At 72.5% G+C, this 17386-nt stretch carries 14 protein-coding genes; 2 read left to right on the top strand and 12 right to left on the bottom strand.

Annotated features, from left to right (window positions below):
- Nucleotides 1–3: 3 nt before the first annotated feature.
- The 4 genes from ACZ4TW_RS09615 to recQ all read right to left on the bottom strand — a co-directional run bounded on the left by ACZ4TW_RS09615 (nucleotide 4) and on the right by recQ (nucleotide 5323).
- A complete protein-coding gene (locus tag ACZ4TW_RS09615) occupies nucleotides 4–2121 on the bottom strand; it encodes an acyl-CoA dehydrogenase family protein (RefSeq protein WP_465542412.1) in 2118 nt (705 codons plus the stop codon).
- Nucleotides 2122–2302: 181 nt separating this feature from the next.
- Nucleotides 2303–2734, bottom strand: a complete 432-nt coding sequence (locus ACZ4TW_RS09610; protein ID WP_465542410.1) for a hypothetical protein — start codon at nucleotides 2732–2734, stop codon at nucleotides 2303–2305.
- A 4-nt stretch (nucleotides 2735–2738) separates the two neighbouring features.
- The gene (locus tag ACZ4TW_RS09605) at nucleotides 2739–3161 is read right to left on the bottom strand and encodes a hypothetical protein (RefSeq protein ID WP_465542408.1); all 423 of its coding nucleotides are present in this window, start codon (nucleotides 3159–3161) and stop codon (nucleotides 2739–2741) included.
- A 122-nt stretch (nucleotides 3162–3283) separates the two neighbouring features.
- The gene (gene recQ, locus ACZ4TW_RS09600) at nucleotides 3284–5323 is read right to left on the bottom strand and encodes a DNA helicase RecQ (protein ID WP_465542406.1); all 2040 of its coding nucleotides are present in this window, start codon (nucleotides 5321–5323) and stop codon (nucleotides 3284–3286) included.
- 161 nt (nucleotides 5324–5484) lie between these two features.
- On the opposite strand from recQ, the gene ACZ4TW_RS09595 reads away from it, so the two are divergent.
- Nucleotides 5485–6186, top strand: a complete 702-nt coding sequence (locus tag ACZ4TW_RS09595; protein WP_465542404.1) for an SDR family NAD(P)-dependent oxidoreductase — start codon at nucleotides 5485–5487, stop codon at nucleotides 6184–6186.
- Between the two features lie 24 nt (nucleotides 6187–6210).
- Here ACZ4TW_RS09595 and ACZ4TW_RS09590 read toward each other — a convergent pair whose 3' ends face one another.
- The 4 genes from ACZ4TW_RS09590 to ACZ4TW_RS09575 form a co-directional block, all read right to left on the bottom strand.
- Nucleotides 6211–6903, bottom strand: coding sequence for a copper resistance CopC family protein (locus tag ACZ4TW_RS09590; protein ID WP_465542402.1), 693 nt, complete (start codon nucleotides 6901–6903; stop codon nucleotides 6211–6213).
- 1 nt (nucleotide 6904) lies between these two features.
- A complete protein-coding gene (locus tag ACZ4TW_RS09585) occupies nucleotides 6905–7648 on the bottom strand; it encodes a YcnI family copper-binding membrane protein (RefSeq protein WP_465542400.1) in 744 nt (247 codons plus the stop codon).
- Between the two features lie 102 nt (nucleotides 7649–7750).
- Nucleotides 7751–8368: a hypothetical protein gene (locus tag ACZ4TW_RS09580; RefSeq protein ID WP_465542398.1), complete on the bottom strand. Its 618-nt coding sequence runs from the start codon at nucleotides 8366–8368 to the stop codon at nucleotides 7751–7753.
- Between the two features lie 81 nt (nucleotides 8369–8449).
- Nucleotides 8450–10483, bottom strand: a complete 2034-nt coding sequence (locus ACZ4TW_RS09575; protein ID WP_465542396.1) for a bifunctional metallophosphatase/5'-nucleotidase — start codon at nucleotides 10481–10483, stop codon at nucleotides 8450–8452.
- Between the two features lie 235 nt (nucleotides 10484–10718).
- On the opposite strand from ACZ4TW_RS09575, the gene ACZ4TW_RS09570 reads away from it, so the two are divergent.
- A complete protein-coding gene (locus ACZ4TW_RS09570; RefSeq protein ID WP_465542394.1) occupies nucleotides 10719–11666 on the top strand; it encodes an EamA family transporter in 948 nt (315 codons plus the stop codon).
- 75 nt (nucleotides 11667–11741) lie between these two features.
- On the opposite strand, the gene ACZ4TW_RS09565 is transcribed toward ACZ4TW_RS09570, so the two are convergent.
- The 4 genes from ACZ4TW_RS09565 to ACZ4TW_RS09550 form a co-directional block, all read right to left on the bottom strand.
- A complete protein-coding gene (locus tag ACZ4TW_RS09565; protein WP_465542392.1) occupies nucleotides 11742–14312 on the bottom strand; it encodes a DEAD/DEAH box helicase in 2571 nt (856 codons plus the stop codon).
- 190 nt (nucleotides 14313–14502) lie between these two features.
- A complete protein-coding gene (locus ACZ4TW_RS09560) occupies nucleotides 14503–15276 on the bottom strand; it encodes a DUF1353 domain-containing protein (RefSeq protein ID WP_465542390.1) in 774 nt (257 codons plus the stop codon).
- Nucleotides 15277–15341: 65 nt separating this feature from the next.
- Nucleotides 15342–16262 (bottom strand): AEC family transporter, encoded by a 921-nt coding sequence (locus ACZ4TW_RS09555; protein WP_465542388.1) that lies wholly within the window; start codon nucleotides 16260–16262, stop codon nucleotides 15342–15344.
- An 85-nt stretch (nucleotides 16263–16347) separates the two neighbouring features.
- Nucleotides 16348–17337: an aldo/keto reductase gene (locus ACZ4TW_RS09550; RefSeq protein WP_465542387.1), complete on the bottom strand. Its 990-nt coding sequence runs from the start codon at nucleotides 17335–17337 to the stop codon at nucleotides 16348–16350.
- Nucleotides 17338–17386 lie beyond the last annotated feature (49 nt).

Below are 17386 nucleotides of genomic sequence, written 5' to 3'. Positions count from 1 at the left end.
GAGCTAGCGGGTCGCCTTCTCGGGCATCGGGAGCGTGCCCGCCTCGCGCTGTGCGGCGAAGTAGGCCCGCGCCTCGTCCTGGCGCTCCTGCTCGGCCCCTGTCGCGATCGATGCCCGGAGGTGCTCGGGCGCGAAGCCGAACGCGTCGACGAGGTCGAGCGCATAGGGGCGCAGGCGCTCGACGAGCCGGTCGATGTAGGCCGACACCGCCTGCGCCCGCTGCGGCGACAGGCGACCGTGGATCAGGTACCACGCGAGGTGCTTCTCCAGCAGGCCGAGGCCGAACAGGTCGCGCAGCCACGTGAGCACCTGCCGGGTCCCGGCGTCCTCGGTGCGGGCGAGTCCGCGCGTGAACGCCTCCCACTGGAGCAGCTCGGCGTGCGCGCGCGCCGCCTCGATGAGCTCGTTCTGGTTGCGGTTGAACAGGGCGGCCGCCTCGGCCTTCGAGAGCTTGCGCATGTCGCGCAGGCGGCCGGCGATCTCGGCGATCATCGCCTCGACGCGGTCGGTGAGGAGCTCGCGCTGGGTCTCCTCCTCGCGGAGCTCGTGCACCGAGCGGGCGGTCGAGCCGAAATCGGCGATGGTCTGGGCGAGCCGGCGAAGGCCCGTGCCGTGGTAGGCGCGATCCGCGGTCTGCGAGACCACGAAGCGCGCCATCGCACCGGCATCGGCCTTGGCGAACTGCTTCGAGTAGTCGGTGAGCAGGCGCTTGGCGACCAGCTGCAGCAGCACGTTGTTGTCGCCCTCGAACGTCACGTAGATGTCGAGGTCGTGGCGCAGGCCGACGATGCGGTTCTCGGCGAGGAAGCCCGCGCCGCCGGTGGCCTCGCGCGCCTCCTGCAGGGTCTCGAGGGCGTGCCACGTCGAGAGCGGCTTGAGCGCGGCGGCGATGGTCTCGAGGTCCTGCCGGTCGTCGTCGGTGTCGGCCTCCCCGGAGAACACGGCGTCGAACTTCCGCAGGAACTCGTCGTGCGCGAAGTACTGGGCGTAGGTCGTGGCGAGCTTCGGCAGCAGCCGGCGCTGGTGGCGCTGGTAGTCCAGCAGCACCTCCTCGTCGGTGTCGCTGCCCGCGTTGAACTGGCGACGCTGCGTGCCGTAGGTGATCGCGATCGCCAGGCCCATCGCGCTCGCGAGGGTCGCGGCTCCGTCGAGCGAGACGCGGCCCTGCACGAGCGTGCCCAGCATGGTGAAGAACCGCCGGCCCGGGCTCGCGATCGGGCTCGAGTAGGTGCCGTCTGGCGCGACGTCGCCGTACCGGTTGAGCAGGTTCTCGCGCGGGACCCGCACGTTCGTGAAGTGCAGCCGGCCGTTGTCGATGCCGTTCAGGCCGCCCTTCAGCCCGTCGTCCTCGCCGCCGACGCCCGGGAGGAACGCGCCCTGCTCGTCGCGCAGCGGCACGTAGAACGCGTGCACGCCGTGGTTGACGCCCTTCGTGATGAGCTGCGCGAACACCACGGCGGCGATGCCGTGCAGCGCCGCGTTGCCCAGGTAGTCCTTCCACGCGCCACGGAACGGCGTGTGGATCACGAACTCCTCCGTCTCCGGGTCGTACGTGGCGGTCGTGCCGATCGAGGCGACGTCGGATCCGTGACCGGTCTCGGTCATCGCGAACGCCCCCGGCACCTCGAGCGACATGATGCCGGGCAGGTACCGCTCGTGGTGCGGCGTCGTCCCGAGGTGGAGCACGGCGGAGCCGAACAGCCCCCACTGCACGCCGGACTTGATCTGCAGGCTCGGGTCGGCCAGCACGAGCTCCTCGAACGCGGCGATGTTGCCGCCGTGGTCGTCCTGACCGCCGAGCTCCTTCGGGAACGCCTTGTGCACGGCGCCGGACTCGACCAGCAGCTTCAGCTGGCCGAGGACGCGCTCGCGGTGCTCGGCCATCGACTGGCCCTCGATGCGCTGGAACGCGGGGTCGGCGGCGCGCTCACGCGCGGCGAGCCGGGCCTCCGCCCACGTGCCGAGCAGCTGGCGGCCGAGCGCGGCCACGTCGACGACGGGCGCGGCGTTCGAGTCGATCGGGGTGTTCGCCGGCGTCGCCTCGGAGGCGCGCGAGGCGCTGCTCGGGCGCTCGACCTTGGGCGCAGGAGTGGAATCGGTGCGGGATGCCGTGTCGACCATCGTCGGTTCGTCCTTCGTACGCGGATCAGGGCTCGACCCCACGGTATGGCGGCCCGCTGCGGGGGCCGAAACCGTCCGTCAGCGGCCTACAAACCCGCGTTCGCGCCATCCGGCGGGCATTGTGGGAACCCACAAGGCACGCCGCGCCGAACGTTGGAGGATCGACAAGACGCGGCCGGGGTCACCGCGTCGGCTGGTCGGGCGCGAGGTTGCGGAAGAACCTCGTGGACTCGGCCGACCAGAGCAGCACGATGACCGCGAGTGCGACGAGGGCGCTCACGATCTCGTTCGTCGCGCTCGACGGGTTGGCGATGGCGGCGCTGACCGATCCGGCGATCGAGATCAGCTCGATGGCCGTGATGGCGATGCGCGCGACGGGGTTGCCGCGCATGAGCCCGAACGCGATCACCGCGGCGAGTGCGCCCACGAGCAGCGAGACCGAGCCCATGACCGCCCAGGTCGTGCGAGTCGCCTGGTCGTCGCCGCCGATGGTCGCGCCGATGAGCAGGACGAAGCCCGCGAGCAGGTCGAGTGCCGCGTTCACCCACACCAGGGCCCCGACCACGGTGACCGCGGTCGGTCGAGTCGCGCGAGTGAGGTTCCGATCGCTCATCGCGTCACGAGACGGCAGCCGAGTCGAAGAAGCGGCTCGCCTTCGGCGTCCAGAGGAGGATCAGCAGGACGACCGAGACCGCGAGGCCGAGCCACTCGCCGATCACCGACGGATCGCCCATGTACGCGACCGCCAGGAACAGCGACCCGAGGATCGAGAGCACCTGGAGCACGGTGACGATGAGCCGGGCGGGGTTGCTCCCGCGGAGCAGGCCGCCGCCGAGCACCGCCGTGATGAGGCCGACCACGATCGATCCGATCGCTGCGGTGATGAGCCCGCCGGAGCCGCCGTAGCTCGCGACGGCCTCCGCATTCGGCAGGCGGAAGAACAGGAGCACGCCGGAGATCATGTCGATCGCACCCGCGATGAACGCGAGCCCTCCGATGAGGGTGATCGTGACCGGGCGATTCACCTGGGGTGTGGACATGTCGGCTCCCTCTTCACGTCCGCGCGACCGCGGCTCTTGGCGCGAGGCTAGCGAGCGGGTGCGCGGTGCCGCAGTCCGAAGGTCCCATGCGGCGAGCGCCCGCGATGGGAGGCGGGCGTCGCTCAGCCCGCGTGCTCGCCGACGACCCGGACGAGCGCGTCGCCGTACGCCTCGAGCTTCTTCGCGCCGATGCCGGAGATGCCGTCGAGCTCGCTCCGGCTCGTCGGGCGTCGCGCGGCGACGGCGCGCAGGGTCGCGTCGCCGAAGACGATGTAGGCGGGCACGCCCTGCTCGCGCGCCTCGCCGGCGCGCCACGCGCGCAACGCCTCGAACAGCTCGGCGTCGGCCGGCTCGAGGTCGGCCGCGGGCGGCGTCGCCGCGCGGGCCGAGCGCGAGGAGCGGACCGGGCGCTCGGGCTCGGTGCGGAACGCGACCGTGCGGTCGCCCGAGAGCACGCCGGCCGAGGCATCGGTCAGCGCCAGTACGCCGTACTCGCCCACCGACTGGAGCAGGCCCTGGGCGAGCAGCTGGCGGATGACGCCGCGCCACTGCGCCTCGGAGAGGTCGGCGCCGATCGACCAGGTGGCCAGCCGGTCGTGACCGTACTGCTCGACGCGGGCGGTGCGCCTGCCCCTGAGAATGTCGACGAGGTGGCCCGCCCCGAAGCGCTGGTTGCGTTCGCGCTGCAGCCGCACGATGGTCGACATGACCTTCTGCGCGGGCACCGTGCCATCCCACGACTCCGGCGGTTCGAGGCAGGTGTCGCAGTTGCCGCACGCGCCGCTCTGCTCGCCGAAGTAGGCGAGGAGGTTCTGGCGCCGGCATTGCACGGTCTCGCAGAGTGCGAGCATCGCATCGAGGTGCGACGCGAGCCGACGTCGATGCGCGAGGTCGCCCGGGCTCTCGTCGATCATGCGTCGCTGCTGCACGACATCCTGCAGGCCGTAGGCGAGCCACGCGGTGGCGGGCAGGCCGTCGCGACCGGCCCGGCCGGTCTCCTGGTAATAGCCCTCGACCGACTTGGGCAGGTCGACGTGCGCGACGAAGCGCACGTCGGGCTTGTCGATGCCCATGCCGAAGGCGATCGTCGCGACGACGACCACGCCGTCGTCGCGGAGGAATCGCTCCTGCGTACGGCGGCGCGTCTCGGCGTCGAGGCCCGCGTGGTATGGCATCGCGTCGACGCCGTTGGCCGCGAGGAACGACGCGAACTTCTCGGTGCTCGCGCGCGAGAGCGCGTAGACGATGCCAGCCACCGGGTTGCCGTCGGCGTCGCGGCCCTCGGTGCGGACGAAGTCGAGCAGTTGCCGCCGCACGTCGAGCTTCGGCGCGATCCGGTACTGGATGTTGGGCCGATCGAAGCTCGAGACGAAGTGCCGGGCCTCGCCGAGCGAGAGCCGGTCGGTGATCTCGCGGTGCGTGGCCTCGGTCGCGGTCGCGGTGAGCGCGATGCGCGGCACGTCGGGCCAGCGCTCGGCGAGCTCGGCGAGCGCGAGGTAGTCGGGCCGGAAGTCGTGGCCCCACTGGGCCACGCAGTGCGCCTCGTCGATGGCGAACAGTGCGATCGTGCCCCGCTCGAGGAAGCGCTTGGTCTGCTCGGACCCGAGCCGCTCGGGTGCGACGTAGAGCAGGTCGAGCTCACCCGCGACGTAGGCACGCTCGACCTGCGCGCGCTCGGCCGGCGACTGCGACGAGTTCAGGTAGCCCGCCCGGACCCCGTTGCGGACGAGGGCGTCGACCTGGTCGTGCATGAGCGCGATCAGCGGCGACACCACGACACCCGTGCCCTCGCGCAGCAACGACGGGACCTGGTAGCAGAGGCTCTTGCCGCCGCCCGTGGGCATGAGCACGACCGCGTCGCCGCCGCCGGCGACGTGCTCGATGATCGCGGCCTGCTCGCCGCGGAACGCGTCGTACCCGTAGACCGTGCGGAGCGCGTCGAGCGGTGACGCGAAGCGCGCGGGTGCCGCGGACGGCGCCCCGAAGGGGTGCGGCACCGACCCGCCCGGCGCACGAGGCGTGACGGATGCGTCGTTCCACTGCGCCTCGGACGGCGGCGGCGGCGCCCACTCGTCGTCGGGCGGAACGAGCTCGTCGGGGTCCCACGGGGCGTCGCTCCACGCATTCACGGAGGCCGCCGAGGGCTCGTCGTTCCAGGTCACCCGTCGACCCTACCCGGCGGCGGCGACAGCCCGGCTGGAGGGATGACGCGGCCGATCCCGAACCTTCGGGCGCCGACCCATGTTGAGGAACGGTGGGCGGGCGGTGCGAGACTGCTGTGAACACCCGCGCGGCGGCATCCGCTCGATCTACCCTCGGCTGCATGACGCAGATCGATGGCAGCCGCGCACTCGTGATCGGCGCGACCGGCGTGCTGGGGACGCTGGTCGCCGCGCGGCTTTCGGCGGGCGGCGCCCGCCTCGCGCTCAGCGGGCGCGACGAGGCGAGACTCGCCGAGCGGTCGTCGCACGGCGCCGGCATCCCGGCGGACCTCACCGACCAGGACGCCCCCGAGGCCATCGTGCGCCGCGCGACCGAGGAGCTCGGCGGCATCGACGTGATCGTGCTCGCCGCCGGGGTCGTCGGCTTCGACGCCGTGGCCGCGACCGCGCAGGAGGATCTCGAGACCCTGTTCACCGTGAATGCCCTCGCACCCATGCGCATCGTCTCGGAGGCCCTGCCGGAACTGCGCGCGTCGGCCGAGGCGGGGCGCGAGCCGGTCGTCGTCGCCCTGACGGGGATCGTCGCCGAACTGCCGACGGCGGGCCTCGCGAGCTACTCGGCGTCGAAGGCCGCCCTCGCGGCCTACCTCACCGCAGCCGGCCGGGAACTGCGTCGCACCGGCATCCGCCTGCTCGACGCACGCCCCGGCCACACCGAGACCGGGCTCGCCGGCCGGCCGCTGTTCGGCACCGCGCCGAAGTTCCCGCAGGGCCATGACCCGGCCGCGGTCGCCGACCGGCTCGTCCGCGCCATCGCCGACGGCGAGACGGCGCTGCCGCCGGGCGCATTCACCGGAACCTGATCCAGGATGTGCCGCCCGGCGGCGTCAGTGCTCCTCGGAGCGTTCCCCCTCCGCCGAGGGGTCGGGCTCGGCGCCCTCGACCTCGCCGACGTCGGCCGGCTGCGGCCTCCGGCGCGTCAGCGCGAACGCGGCGAGCGCGGCCGCGACGAGTGCGACGAACGCGCCGACGACCCAGAGCAGGTCGCCGAGCCCACCGGTTGGCGCGGCATCCGCCTCTTCCCCGGCGTCACCCGGCTCACTCACGGCGTCGTCCGGCCCAGCCGACTCGCCGCCGCTCGTCGAGCAGGCCGCCTCGCCGGCGCCCTCCGCGAGCGGCTCGCCCGCGTCCGGGGTCCAGGTGAACGCGAACTCGCCCGTGATCGGGTGCCCGTCGGCCGACACCACGCGCCATGCGACCGTGTACTCCCCCTCGGGACCGAGGTCGGCCGGCACGCTCGCGATGGCGCCGTCGACCGCGGGGCACGCGGTCGCGTAGTGCAGGCCGTCGGGTCCGACCACGTCCATCACCGTCGCGCCCTCCACGTCGAGCAGGGCGTCGCTCGTCTCGAGCCACACCTCGTCGGGCTGGGCCGTGACCGTCGAGTCCGCCTCGGGCGACTCGGCGATGACCGTGTTGTGCGCGAGCGCCGGCGCGACCGGACACGCCAGAACGCCGACGGCGATCGCGAGCACGCCGGCCGCACCGAGCGACGCCCGGCGAAGGTGCGAGGCGGGCATGTCAGGCCTTCGATCCGCGGCGCGCGACGATCGCGACGACGAGGCCGGCGGCCCCCACGGCGAGGCCGGCGATACCGACCACGCGGGCGAGCGTGTCGACCGCCGCATCCGTCGATTCCGTCGCCGCGGTCTCTGTCGCCTCGGTCTCGGTCGCCTCGGCCGTCTCGTCGGACGCCGTCTCGGCGTGGCCGTGACCGTCACCCTCGGCGGCCGTGACCTCGATGGCCGGTGCGGGGTGCTCGGGCTCGGAGCCGTCGGCGCCCGGCGACTCGTTCCAGGCGGTCTCGCCCTCGACGCAGGCCTGCAGTACCGGGAACTCGAGGCGTTCGCCCGCGCCGTCCTCGGGCAGCAGGACCTGGATCTGGAAGGTTCCGCGATAGCCCTCGGGGATCGGCGTCTCGGCCGTGTAGACGACCTGACCGACGCGTTCGGAGACGGCGTCGCCGTGGGCGCCCTCGACGGGTTCGTCGAGCGCGACCATGACCTTCTCGACGGTCCATCCGGCGTCGAGCGTCGGCGTGACCGAGAGGATCTGCTCGGGGATGTCGACCGTGAAGGACGTCGTCGGCGAGCCGTCGCAGCCGTGGCCCGAGGCGAACTCGAGCACGGCGTACGAGCCGGCCGCGGTCGATCCGGGCGTGACGGTCACGTGCGCGTTCGCGGCGACGGGCGCGGCGAGGGCGAGGAGGGTACCGGCGCCGAGGGCGGTCGCGGCGACGATGGCGGAGCGGCTGAGGGTGTGCATGGGTCTCTTCTCGTACGGGTGCACGGACGCGCGGCCGGGAGTCGGCTCAGGTGATCGGGCGCGTCGTGCGTGCGGATGCGGTGTGGTCGGGGTCGCGGCCGCTCAGGCGGCGGACGACGCCGCCGGCGGACCGCGGTGACGCAACGAGGAGAGGACGAGGATGGCCGGGTTCGGCGGCGCCGCATGGCGGACGGCCGGGCGCACGAGGCCCGGCGCCGTCGGGACGGGCAGGCCCCGCAGCACCGACGCCAGCAGTCGCACGCCGCGCAGCAGCGTGCCCGAGGCGAGCGCGACCGCGCCGACCGCGCGCTCGTGCATCGCGAGCATCGCGACGGTGAGGGCGGCCGCAGCGAGGTGCGCGACCGGCATCACGACCGCGTGCCCGTGGTCGAGCGTCACGACGGCGAACTCGATCGGCGCGGAGGCCGGGTGCGCCGCATGCGGGGCGACGGATGGCGCGGCAGCGGCGCCGCCCGTGCCGAACGCGTAGAGCAGGTGGAGGGCGGCCTGCGCGGCGAGCGCCGCCGCGGAGGCGCGGAGCAGCGACATCCGCTCGCCGACCAGCACCATCGCGAGCGGCACGGAGAAGGCCAGCGACAGCGCGAGCGCGAGCGTACCCGGCGGCGTGCCGCCGCCGAGGGTGTGCGCGAGCGAGGCGACGAGCGTCGCGAACGCGGCCACGGCCGCGCCGCGCATCGCGCGAGCACCTCTGGGATTCACGCCACCAGCCTAATCGTCGCCGGGCGCGGGGACGGCCCCGGGCTCGCGCCCGGGGCCGTCCCTCGTCGGTCGAGACTCAGCTCAGAGCGGCAGCGTGAACGAGCTCGTCGTGCCGGTCGGGGTGGTGATGACGAACCGCGTGTCGGCGGTCGCGCCCGTCGGGATCGCGAACGTCACCGTCGCTCGGCCGATCTCGTCGTACACGTCGTTCGGAGCGGCGGGGAAGGACGGGTCGACCGCGGTCGTGGCCAGCACGGTTCCGTCCTCCAGCGCGACGGTCACGGTGCCCGCCTTCGGGTCGGCCGCCGTGCTGAAGTCGAGCGACGAGAGGTCGATCGTGGCCTGAGCCCCGGCAACGCTCTCGATGTCGACGCCGACTGCGCGCTGGGCGTAGTCGGGCGACGCGCTGCCGAACGTCTGGAAGTAGTCGACCATCGCCTCGAGGTCGATCTTGCCGCTGTCGGCCTTCGTCGCCTTCACCTCGTCGAGTGCGAACGTGGTGAAGTTGTCGCCACCGGCACCGAGGAACGAGTTCGCTCCGACCGTGTACGTCGCCGCCGGGTCGAGCGGCACGCCGCCGAGGAGGATCTCGGTGATGTGCTCGCCTTGGGCCGCCGTCGGGTCGTACGTGTAGCTGAGCTCCTCATTGACGCCGAGCTTGAGGAACGGACGCGACGCGCCGGCCGGCTGCCATTGCTCCTCCAGCACCGCCTTCACCTGTGCGCCGGTCATCTCGACCGTCACGAGGGTGTTTGCGAACGACTGCACGTTCGCGGCCTCCCGGTAGGTGGTGTCGCCGGCGTTGATGTTGGCGCGGATGCCACCCGGGTTCATGAACGTGATGTCGACGCTTCGCGTGCCGTCCTCGTTCAGGGCCCAGAGCTGCACGTCGGCCACGAAGTTGCCGATGGTGGACTCCCCGCCGCGGTTCTCCACGAGGGCGGGCTGGCCGTTGACGAGGCCGGGGCGCTGGGCCCGGTTGAACGCACCGGTCGCCTGGCCGATCACGACGTTGCCGAGCTCGTCGGCGACCGCGGTGGCTTCGGCGACGATCGGCACGATGTCGGGGTCGGGCTCGAACAGCCACGCCGTCACGTTGTTGTTCGCGTCGAACGCCGTGGCCATCGTGTAGAGCGTGTTCTCCATCCGTGCGATCTTGCCGCTCTTGACGTTGAACGTGATCTCCATGTTGCTGAAGCGCTCGCCGTACTGGCCGCTCGAGATGACGGGACGACCGTCGATCACATGGTTGTAGGGCAGGTGCGTGTGGCCGGAGACGATGGCGTCGATGTCCTCGTCGGCGCCGAGCACGATCTGGCCGAAGCGGGTCTCGGGGTCGGTAGCCGATTCCACGCTCGTGTCCACGGCACCCTCGTGCACGAGGAGCACGACGATGTCGGCCTCTCCGTTGCTCTCGTCGCCATCGCTCAGCTGGTCGGCGACGCGGTTAGCCGCCTCGACCGGCGGACCGACCTCGATGTCGGCGATGCCCTCGGGGCTGACGAGCGAGGGAAGCTCGTCGGTCACTGCGCCGACGAAGCCGAGGCGCACGCCGTCGAACTCCTCGATCCAGTACTCCGGCAGGGCCGGCTCGCCGGTCTCCTTGTCGTACACGTTCGCGCCGAGGTACTCCCAGAGGGCGAGGGGCATGACCCGGTCGGTGAGGTCGGCGAAGCCCTTGTCGAACTCGTGGTTGCCGACGGCGCTGACGTCGAGGCCCGCGGCGTTGAGCGTCTCGATCGTCGGGACGTCGTCCTGGATGAATGACGTGAACGTCGAGGCGCCGATCATGTCGCCGGCTGCAGCGAACACCGTGTTCGGGTTCGCGGCGCGGAACGAGTCGACCGCGGTCGAGAGCCTCGCGATTCCGGCGGCGGTACCCGACTGCTCGATGCGGCCGTGGAAGTCGTTCACCGTGACCAGGTTGATGTCGACGAACGCCTTCGCCTTCCCGGCCTCGGGCGGCAGCCCACCCTCGGGAATCGCCTGCGCGGACGCCACACCGCCCAGGGTGAGCGCTGCGGCGGTCGCGGCGGCGAGCGCGCCGGCCGCGACCCGACCACGGGTACGGGCCGTGGCGCGGGGTGCCTCCGCGCCGGGGGAACGTTGCTGCATTGCGTGATCTCCTCTGCAAGACGGATGCCGGAGCCTGCCTGCCCCCCGGCGTCGCATGCGTCGCCCCTCGGGCCGGGCGACACTCATGGGCAGCATAGGCGTCGGTCTCGGGCCGGGGAAGGGTCTGAATCGACTCGTCATCTGCGGTTCAACGATTCGGCCGATTTTGCTCATATGAGCAACCGCCCTCGCTCAGATGAGCAGCGATCCGGGGGTCGGGATAGGCTCTGCCGCGATGCTCACGGCCGTCTTCTCGCTCACCGGCGCGCTCGTCTACGGCGCCGCCGACTTCCTCGGCGGCCTCGCGGCGAAGCGGCTCAGCGCGGTCCTCGTGAGCGCGCTCGCCGCGGTCTCCGGTCTGGTCGTGATGCTCGCTGTTTCGCTCCTGCTCGACGCGCGCTGGCACGCGTCGGATCTCGCCTGGGGTGCCCTCTCGGGGGTGGTCGGGTCCATCGCGATCGCCCTGCTGTACGCGAGCCTCGCGATCGGGCCCATGAGCATCCTCTCGCCGCTGACCGCGCTCATGTCCGCCGTCACGCCCATGGTCTGGGGCACGCTCGTGGGCGCGGAGCGGTTCGGCCCGCTCGGCCTCTGGGGGCTCGGCCTCGCGCTCGTCGCGGTGGTGCTCGTCGGCTTCGTCCCCGAGCGCGGTGCCGTGCGACCGAGTGCGAAGGGCCTCGCGCTCGCGGTGGGGTCCGGTCTCGCGATCGGCGGCTACTACATCGTCATCTCGCACACCTCGGACGAGTCGGGCGTGGCGCCGCTCGTCGCCAACCGCGTGGTCTCGGCCACGCTGCTGTTCGCGGCCGTGGCGGTGCTCGCCGTCGGCGCGCGGGTGCGCAGGCGGTCGGCCGTCGCGGTCGCTGTCCCCGACGGGCCTCCGGTCCCCGTCACGGGTGGCACGGCCCCCGCCGCTGCCCAGGGCCGCGCCACCCGGCTCACTCCGGCACGCGCGGCCGTCGTGCTCGCGCTTGCGGGCGGCGTCCTCGACGCCGTCGCGAACACCCTGCTCCTGCTCGGCATCCGCGCGGGCGACCTCGCGGTCGCGGCCGTGATCGGGGCGATGTACCCGGCGGGCACCATCATCCTCGCCGCGATCGTGCTGCGCGAACAAATCGCCCCGGTGCAGTGGGCGGGCCTCGCGCTCGCGCTCGTGGCCGCGGCGATGCTCGCACTCGCATAGGGAAACGGACCGGGGACTGGCCCGCGCCGGTGGTCGAGCACGCCGCGACCCTGGCGAGGCCCGACCCGCGACCGGCTACAGGCGCACGACCTCGGTGATCCGCACGACCGCCGTGCCCTCCTCGGCCGAGGCCGCGAGGTCGACCTCGCCTCGGATCCGCCAGTCGTGGTCGCCGGCCGGGTCGTCGATCGTCTGCTCGACGCGCCACACGCCGGATGCGGCATCCGACTCGTCGATCGTCACGAGCCGCGGCGAGCGCGCCGGTCCGCCCGTGCCGATCGAGTCGTGCTCGGCGTAGTACGCGTCGAGCGCCTCGGGCCACATCGGGCCGGGATCGAGCTGCACGAGTTCGTCCTCGTGGTCGAGCGCGGCGAGCTGCACGCGCCGGAACAGCTCGTTGCGCACCAGCACGGTGAACGCGCGCCGGTTCGTGACGACCGACGGGGGCGCGGGCGGCACCACGGGCGCCTCGTCCTCGGGCAGGTGGGCGGTCGGATCGACGAGCTCGGCCCACTCGTCGACGAGGCTCGAGTCGACCTGCCGCACGAGCTCGCCGAGCCACTCGATGAGGTCGAGCAGGTCCTCGTCCTTCGCCTCGTCGGGCACCGTCTGCCGGATCGCCCGGAACGCGTCGGAGAGGTAGCGCAGCACGAGCCCCTCGCTGCGGGCGAGCTGGTAGAACGACACGTACTCGCCGAACGACATCGAGCGCTCGAACATGTCGCGCACGACCGACTTGGGGCTGAGCTCGAAGTCGCGCACCCAGGGCTGGCTCGACGCGAACGTCTCGAAGGCGTGGCGCAGCAGTTCGTCTAGCGGCTTCGGCCAGGTGACCTCCTCGAGCAGCGCCATCCGCTCGTCGTACTCGACGCCGTCGCGCTTCATCGCGGCGACCGCCTCGCCGCGCGCCTTGTACTGCTGTTGCGACAGGATCGGCCGCGGGTCGTCGAGCGTGGACTCGATGATCGAGACGACGTCGAGCGAGTAGTGCCCGGTGCCCTGCTCGCTCGTCGCGGGATCGAGCAGCTCGATCGCGGCGAGCGCGAACGGTGAGAGCGGCTGGTTGAGCGCGAAGTTCGGCTGCAGGTCGACCGTGAGCCGCAGCTCGACGCCGAGGCCGCTGCCCGCGCCATCCGTCGGAAGCAGCTCGACGACGTCGGCGTCGCGCAGGGTGCGGAGGATGCCGAGCGCGCGGCGGGCGAGCTCGTACCGCCGGGCGCGCGGCTCGTGGTTGTCGAAGACGAGCGAGCGGATGGCGCCGGCCACGTCGCCGCCGCGACCGATGACGTTGATCAGCATCGCCGCGGTGAGCGTCAGCTGCGGCACGAGCGGCTCGGGCTCGGCTCCGACCAGTCGTTCGAACGAGCCCTCGCCCCACGTCACGAACCCGGCCGGGGCCTTCTTTCGCACGACCTTCTTGAGCTTCTTCGGGTCGTCGCCGGCCTTGCGGATCGCGGTCTCGTTCTCGATCTCGTGGTCGGGTGCGAGCACCACGACGTTGCCGGCGACGTCGTAGCCGGCACGGCCCGCCCGCCCGGCGATCTGGTGGAACTCGCGCGCGGTGAGCTGGCGCATCCGCTGGCCGTCGTACTTCGACAGCGCCGTGATGAGCACCGTGCGGATCGGCACGTTGATGCCGACGCCGAGCGTGTCGGTGCCGCAGATGACGCGCAGCAGGCCCCGCTGCGCGAGCGTCTCGACCAGGCGTCGGTAGCGCGGCAGCATGCCGGCGTGGTGCACGCCGATGCCCGCGCGCACGAGCCGCGAGAGCGTCTTGCCGAAGCCGGTCGTGAAGCGGAACCCGCCGATCGCGTCGGCGATCTCGTCACGGCCCTCGCGGCTCACGACCCGGATCGAGGAGAGCGCCTGCGCCCGTTCCATCGCGGCGGCCTGCGAGAAGTGCACGATGTAGACGGGCGCCTCACGGGTCGCGATGAGGTCCTCGACGGTCTCCTGCACGGGCGTCTTCGCGTACGAGAAGTGCAGCGGCACCGGGCGCTCGACGCCCGTGACGCGCGCGGTGTCGCGGCCGGTGCGGCGCGTCAGGTCGTCGGCGATCGACGTGACATCGCCGAGCGTCGCCGACATGAGCACGAACTGGGCGTGCGGCAGCGTGATGAGCGGCACCTGCCACGCCCACCCGCGGTCGGGGTCGCCGTAGTAATGGAACTCGTCCATCACCACCTGGTCGACGGGCGCGGCCGCGCCCTGCCGGAGCGCGAGGTTCGCGAGGATCTCGGCCGTGCAGCAGATGATCGGCGCATCCGCGTTCACCGAGCTGTCGCCCGTGACCATGCCGACGTTCTGCGGACCGAAGATGTCGACGAGCTGGAAGAACTTCTCGCTGACGAGCGCCTTGATCGGCGCGGTGTAGTAGGTGCGACCGGCCGGGCGACCCGCGTCGCGGTCGGCGGCGGTGCGGGCGACGGATGCCGCGTGCGCGGCGACCGCGACGAGCGACTTGCCCGTGCCGGTCGGGGTGGACAGGATCACGTTCGACCCGGAGACGATCTCGATGACCGCCTCGTCCTGGGCGTCGTACAGGCGGAACCCGCGACCGGCGGCCCAGTCGACGAACGCGTCGTACATCGCGTCGGCGTCGTACGGTCGCGGGGCGGCGTCGAGGAGGGTGAGGGTCGCGGTCATCCGTTCGAGTCTGCCGCATGCACGCATGAAGCGGGGGAGCCGGCCTGCGCTGCCCTTTCGGGTGGGCATCCTGCGCGGCCGGCTCTCCGGTCGTGCCGCGGTGACAGTTCCCCCTGCGTGTCCGCGGTGTTCGACCGAGGTCAACGCTACGGATGCCGCGACGCGGGCGGATCAGGGACAACCCTGAACCTCAGCTGTGGGGCGGCTCCGTGCGACCCGGGGAAGCGTCATCCGGCAGCGAGATCGTGGGCCGGATGACATCGACGGGGTCGCCGCCCGTGACGAGCTCGACGACGGCCTCGACCAGGCGGAACGGCACGAGGGCGGCGAGCTGGAGCACGAGCAGCGGCCCGAACGCGGCGAGCGAGTAGGTGAGCACGAGCACGAGCTGAGCCATCCGCCCCCAGGGCAGCGACGCCGCAGCCGGGACGGCGGCCAGCGCGAGCCACCACGGCCCGGCGACGATCGCGAGCACGATCGCCGCGAGCGCGAGGAGCACGCCGAGCCCGACCTGCGCGAGCAGCACCCAGCCGAGCACGCCGCCGTACACGCGCTCGCGGTCGGCGGAGACCCACGCCCACATCAGCCGCGCCCGGAGCCGCGGCACGCCCTGCTCACGGAGGGCGGTGTGGAACACGCGGTCGTCCTCGCGGCGCTGCGCCAGCGCGGCGGGGCGATCGCCCAGCTCTTCGGCGACGCGGGAGCGCGCGTCGTGCAGGATGGCGGGGGCGGACTGGCGCCCGTAGCTCGCGATCATGCCCCACAGCGGGCTCGGCACCGAGGCGAGGTCGGTCTCGCCGTGCGGCAGGGGCCGCTCCCCCGCCGCGGGCGCGCGGTAGCGGCGGCCGCTGACGGGATCGAGGTAGGCGATGGCCTCGCGGACCTCGAATCGGGCGGCGTCGGCCGGTCGCTGGGCGAGCGCGATCGCCTCGAGCGGGGTTCCGTCGTCGTGTTCGAACGGCACGTGCGCCTCCTCGGGTCGGTGACCATCCTGCCGCGCCCGGCCGTCGCGCGGCGTCGCACGCGCGCTCAGCCGAGCAGCAGCGAGACGGCGAACAGCACCGGCACCGAGCCGACCGTCGTGAGGAACACGGTGTCGCGCGCGACGATCTCGGCGATCTCGTACTTCTGGGCGAAGTTGAAGACGTTCTGCGCGGTCGGCAGCGCCGCGAGCACGGTCACCGCGTAGAGCTCGCGCCCGTCGAGCCCGAAGACGAACGCGCCCACCGCCCACGCGACCGCGGGCATCGCGAACAGCTTGAGCACCGAGGCGACGAGCACGTCGCGCAGCCCGGTGCCCGGTTCGAACATGCGCTGCCCGTGCAGCGAGAGCCCGTAGGCGATGAGCATGAGCGGCACGGCCGCCTGGCCGATGAGCTGCACGGGGTCGAGCAGCATCGCGGGCAGCTCGATCCCCGACACGGAGACGAGCACGCCGAGCAGCGACCCGATGATGATCGGGTTCGTGAAGGTCGAGCGCAGGATGCCGCGGACCGACGTGCGTCCCTCGACGGTCGCGCCGAGCACGGCGAGCGCGACCGGCGCGAACAGGAGGAGCTGCAGCAGCACGACGGGCGCCGAGTACGCGGCATCCCCCAGCAGGTAGAGCGCGATCGGGATGCCGATGTTGTTGCCGTTGACGTATCCCGCCGCGAGTGCGCCGATGGTCGTGCGCGCGACGCCGCGGCGCAGCAGCAGGAGTGAGACGACCGAGAACACGAGCATCATCGCGGCCGCCGCGATCCCCGAGACGGGCAGCAGCGCCGAGAACAGCGCGCGCACGTCGGCCGTCGCGAGCACGGAGAACAGCAGGAACGGCGAGAGCACGTTGAAGTTCAGTCGCGCGAGCACGGGCCGTGCGTTCGGGCCGAGCACGCCCGTGCGGCCTGCGACCCAGCCGACGAACACGGCCAGTGCGATGACCGCGAACCCGGTGAGGATGTCGATCACGCGTCACCGCCTGCCGGCTCGGCCGGTGCGGGGTCCGGGGGTCCCGCGGGGATCGCCCTCGATCCGACGCGGGCTGCCCGGCGGGTCACCAGCGGTGATGCACCGACGCGCGGATCTCGCGGTCGTAGAGGTCGCGCACGGCGGCGTCGAACGAGTCGGGCAGCTCGAGCGAGCCCGCGGCCGCGTTCGCCCGAGCCTGCTCGGGGTTGCGGGCGCCGGGGATCACCGTCGAGACGCCCGACTGCCGGGCGATCCAGGCGAGCGCGACCTGGGCGGGCGTGGCATCGGGTGCCGCTTCGGCCGCCAGCGCGGCGAACTCGGATGCCGCGCGCACGCCCGTCGCGTAGTCGACGCCCGAGAACGTCTCGCCGACGTCGAACGACTCGCCGTGCCGGTTGTAGTTGCGGTGGTCGTTCGCGGCGAACTGCGTGTCGAGGGTGTACTTGCCCGAGAGCAGGCCGCTCGCGAGCGGCACGCGCGCGATGACGCCGACGCCGTACTGCTCGGCGACCGGCAGCACCTCCTCGACGGGCTTCAGCCGGAACGCGTTGAGGATGATCTGCACGGTTGCGACGTTCGGGCGGGCGATCGCCGCGAGCGCCTCCTCGACCTTCTCGACGCTCACGCCGTAGGCGGAGATCGCACCCTCGGCGACGAGCGTGTCGAGCGCGTCGTAGACGGCGTCGTCGGTGAACACCGACGTCGGCGGGCAGTGCAGTTGCACGAGGTCGAGCGTGTCGACGCCGAGGTTGCGGCGCGACCGGTCGGTCCAGGCGCGGAAGTTCTCCAGGACGTAGTTGCCGTGCTCCTGCGGCATGCGGCGGCCCATCTTCGTCGCGACCGTGACGCCCGAGCCGGGATTCGCGGCCAGCCAGCGGCCGATGAGCGACTCCGATCGGCCGTCGCCGTAGACGTCGGCCGTGTCGAAGACCGTGACGCCCGCCTCGTGCGACGCGTCGAGCACCGCGAGCGCGTCGGCCTCGTCGACCTCGCCCCAGTCGGCGCCGAGCTGCCAGGTGCCGAGTCCGATGACCGAGACGGTGCGGCCGGTGCGGCCGAGGGTTCGGGTCTGCATGGAGCTCCTCCGTCGGGTTCCGAGGGCGCAGGTGCGAAGCGGATGTCGC

This window comes from Agromyces sp. NPDC029043 (genome assembly GCF_055564615.1).
The sequence above is the reverse complement of the archived record's forward strand: the minus strand, read 5'-3'. Positions and strand labels throughout refer to the sequence as shown.

Bases quoted from the DNA above. Each gene is read 5' to 3' on its own strand.
- ACZ4TW_RS09565 (WP_465542392.1), bottom strand. From the start codon at position 14,312: ATGACCGCGACCCTCACCCTCCTCGACGCCGCCCCGCGACCGTACGAC.
- ACZ4TW_RS09575 (WP_465542396.1), bottom strand. From the start codon at position 10,483: ATGCAGCAACGTTCCCCCGGCGCGGAGGCACCCCGCGCCACGGCCCGT.
- ACZ4TW_RS09590 (WP_465542402.1), bottom strand. From the start codon at position 6,903: ATGCCCGCCTCGCACCTTCGCCGGGCGTCGCTCGGTGCGGCCGGCGTG.
- ACZ4TW_RS09610 (WP_465542410.1), bottom strand. From the start codon at position 2,734: ATGAGCGATCGGAACCTCACTCGCGCGACTCGACCGACCGCGGTCACC.
- ACZ4TW_RS09550 (WP_465542387.1), bottom strand. From the start codon at position 17,337: ATGCAGACCCGAACCCTCGGCCGCACCGGCCGCACCGTCTCGGTCATC.
- ACZ4TW_RS09615 (WP_465542412.1), bottom strand. From the start codon at position 2,121: ATGGTCGACACGGCATCCCGCACCGATTCCACTCCTGCGCCCAAGGTC.
- ACZ4TW_RS09605 (WP_465542408.1), bottom strand. From the start codon at position 3,161: ATGTCCACACCCCAGGTGAATCGCCCGGTCACGATCACCCTCATCGGA.
- ACZ4TW_RS09570 (WP_465542394.1), top strand. From the start codon at position 10,719: ATGCTCACGGCCGTCTTCTCGCTCACCGGCGCGCTCGTCTACGGCGCC.
- ACZ4TW_RS09595 (WP_465542404.1), top strand. From the start codon at position 5,485: ATGACGCAGATCGATGGCAGCCGCGCACTCGTGATCGGCGCGACCGGC.
- ACZ4TW_RS09585 (WP_465542400.1), bottom strand. From the start codon at position 7,648: ATGCACACCCTCAGCCGCTCCGCCATCGTCGCCGCGACCGCCCTCGGC.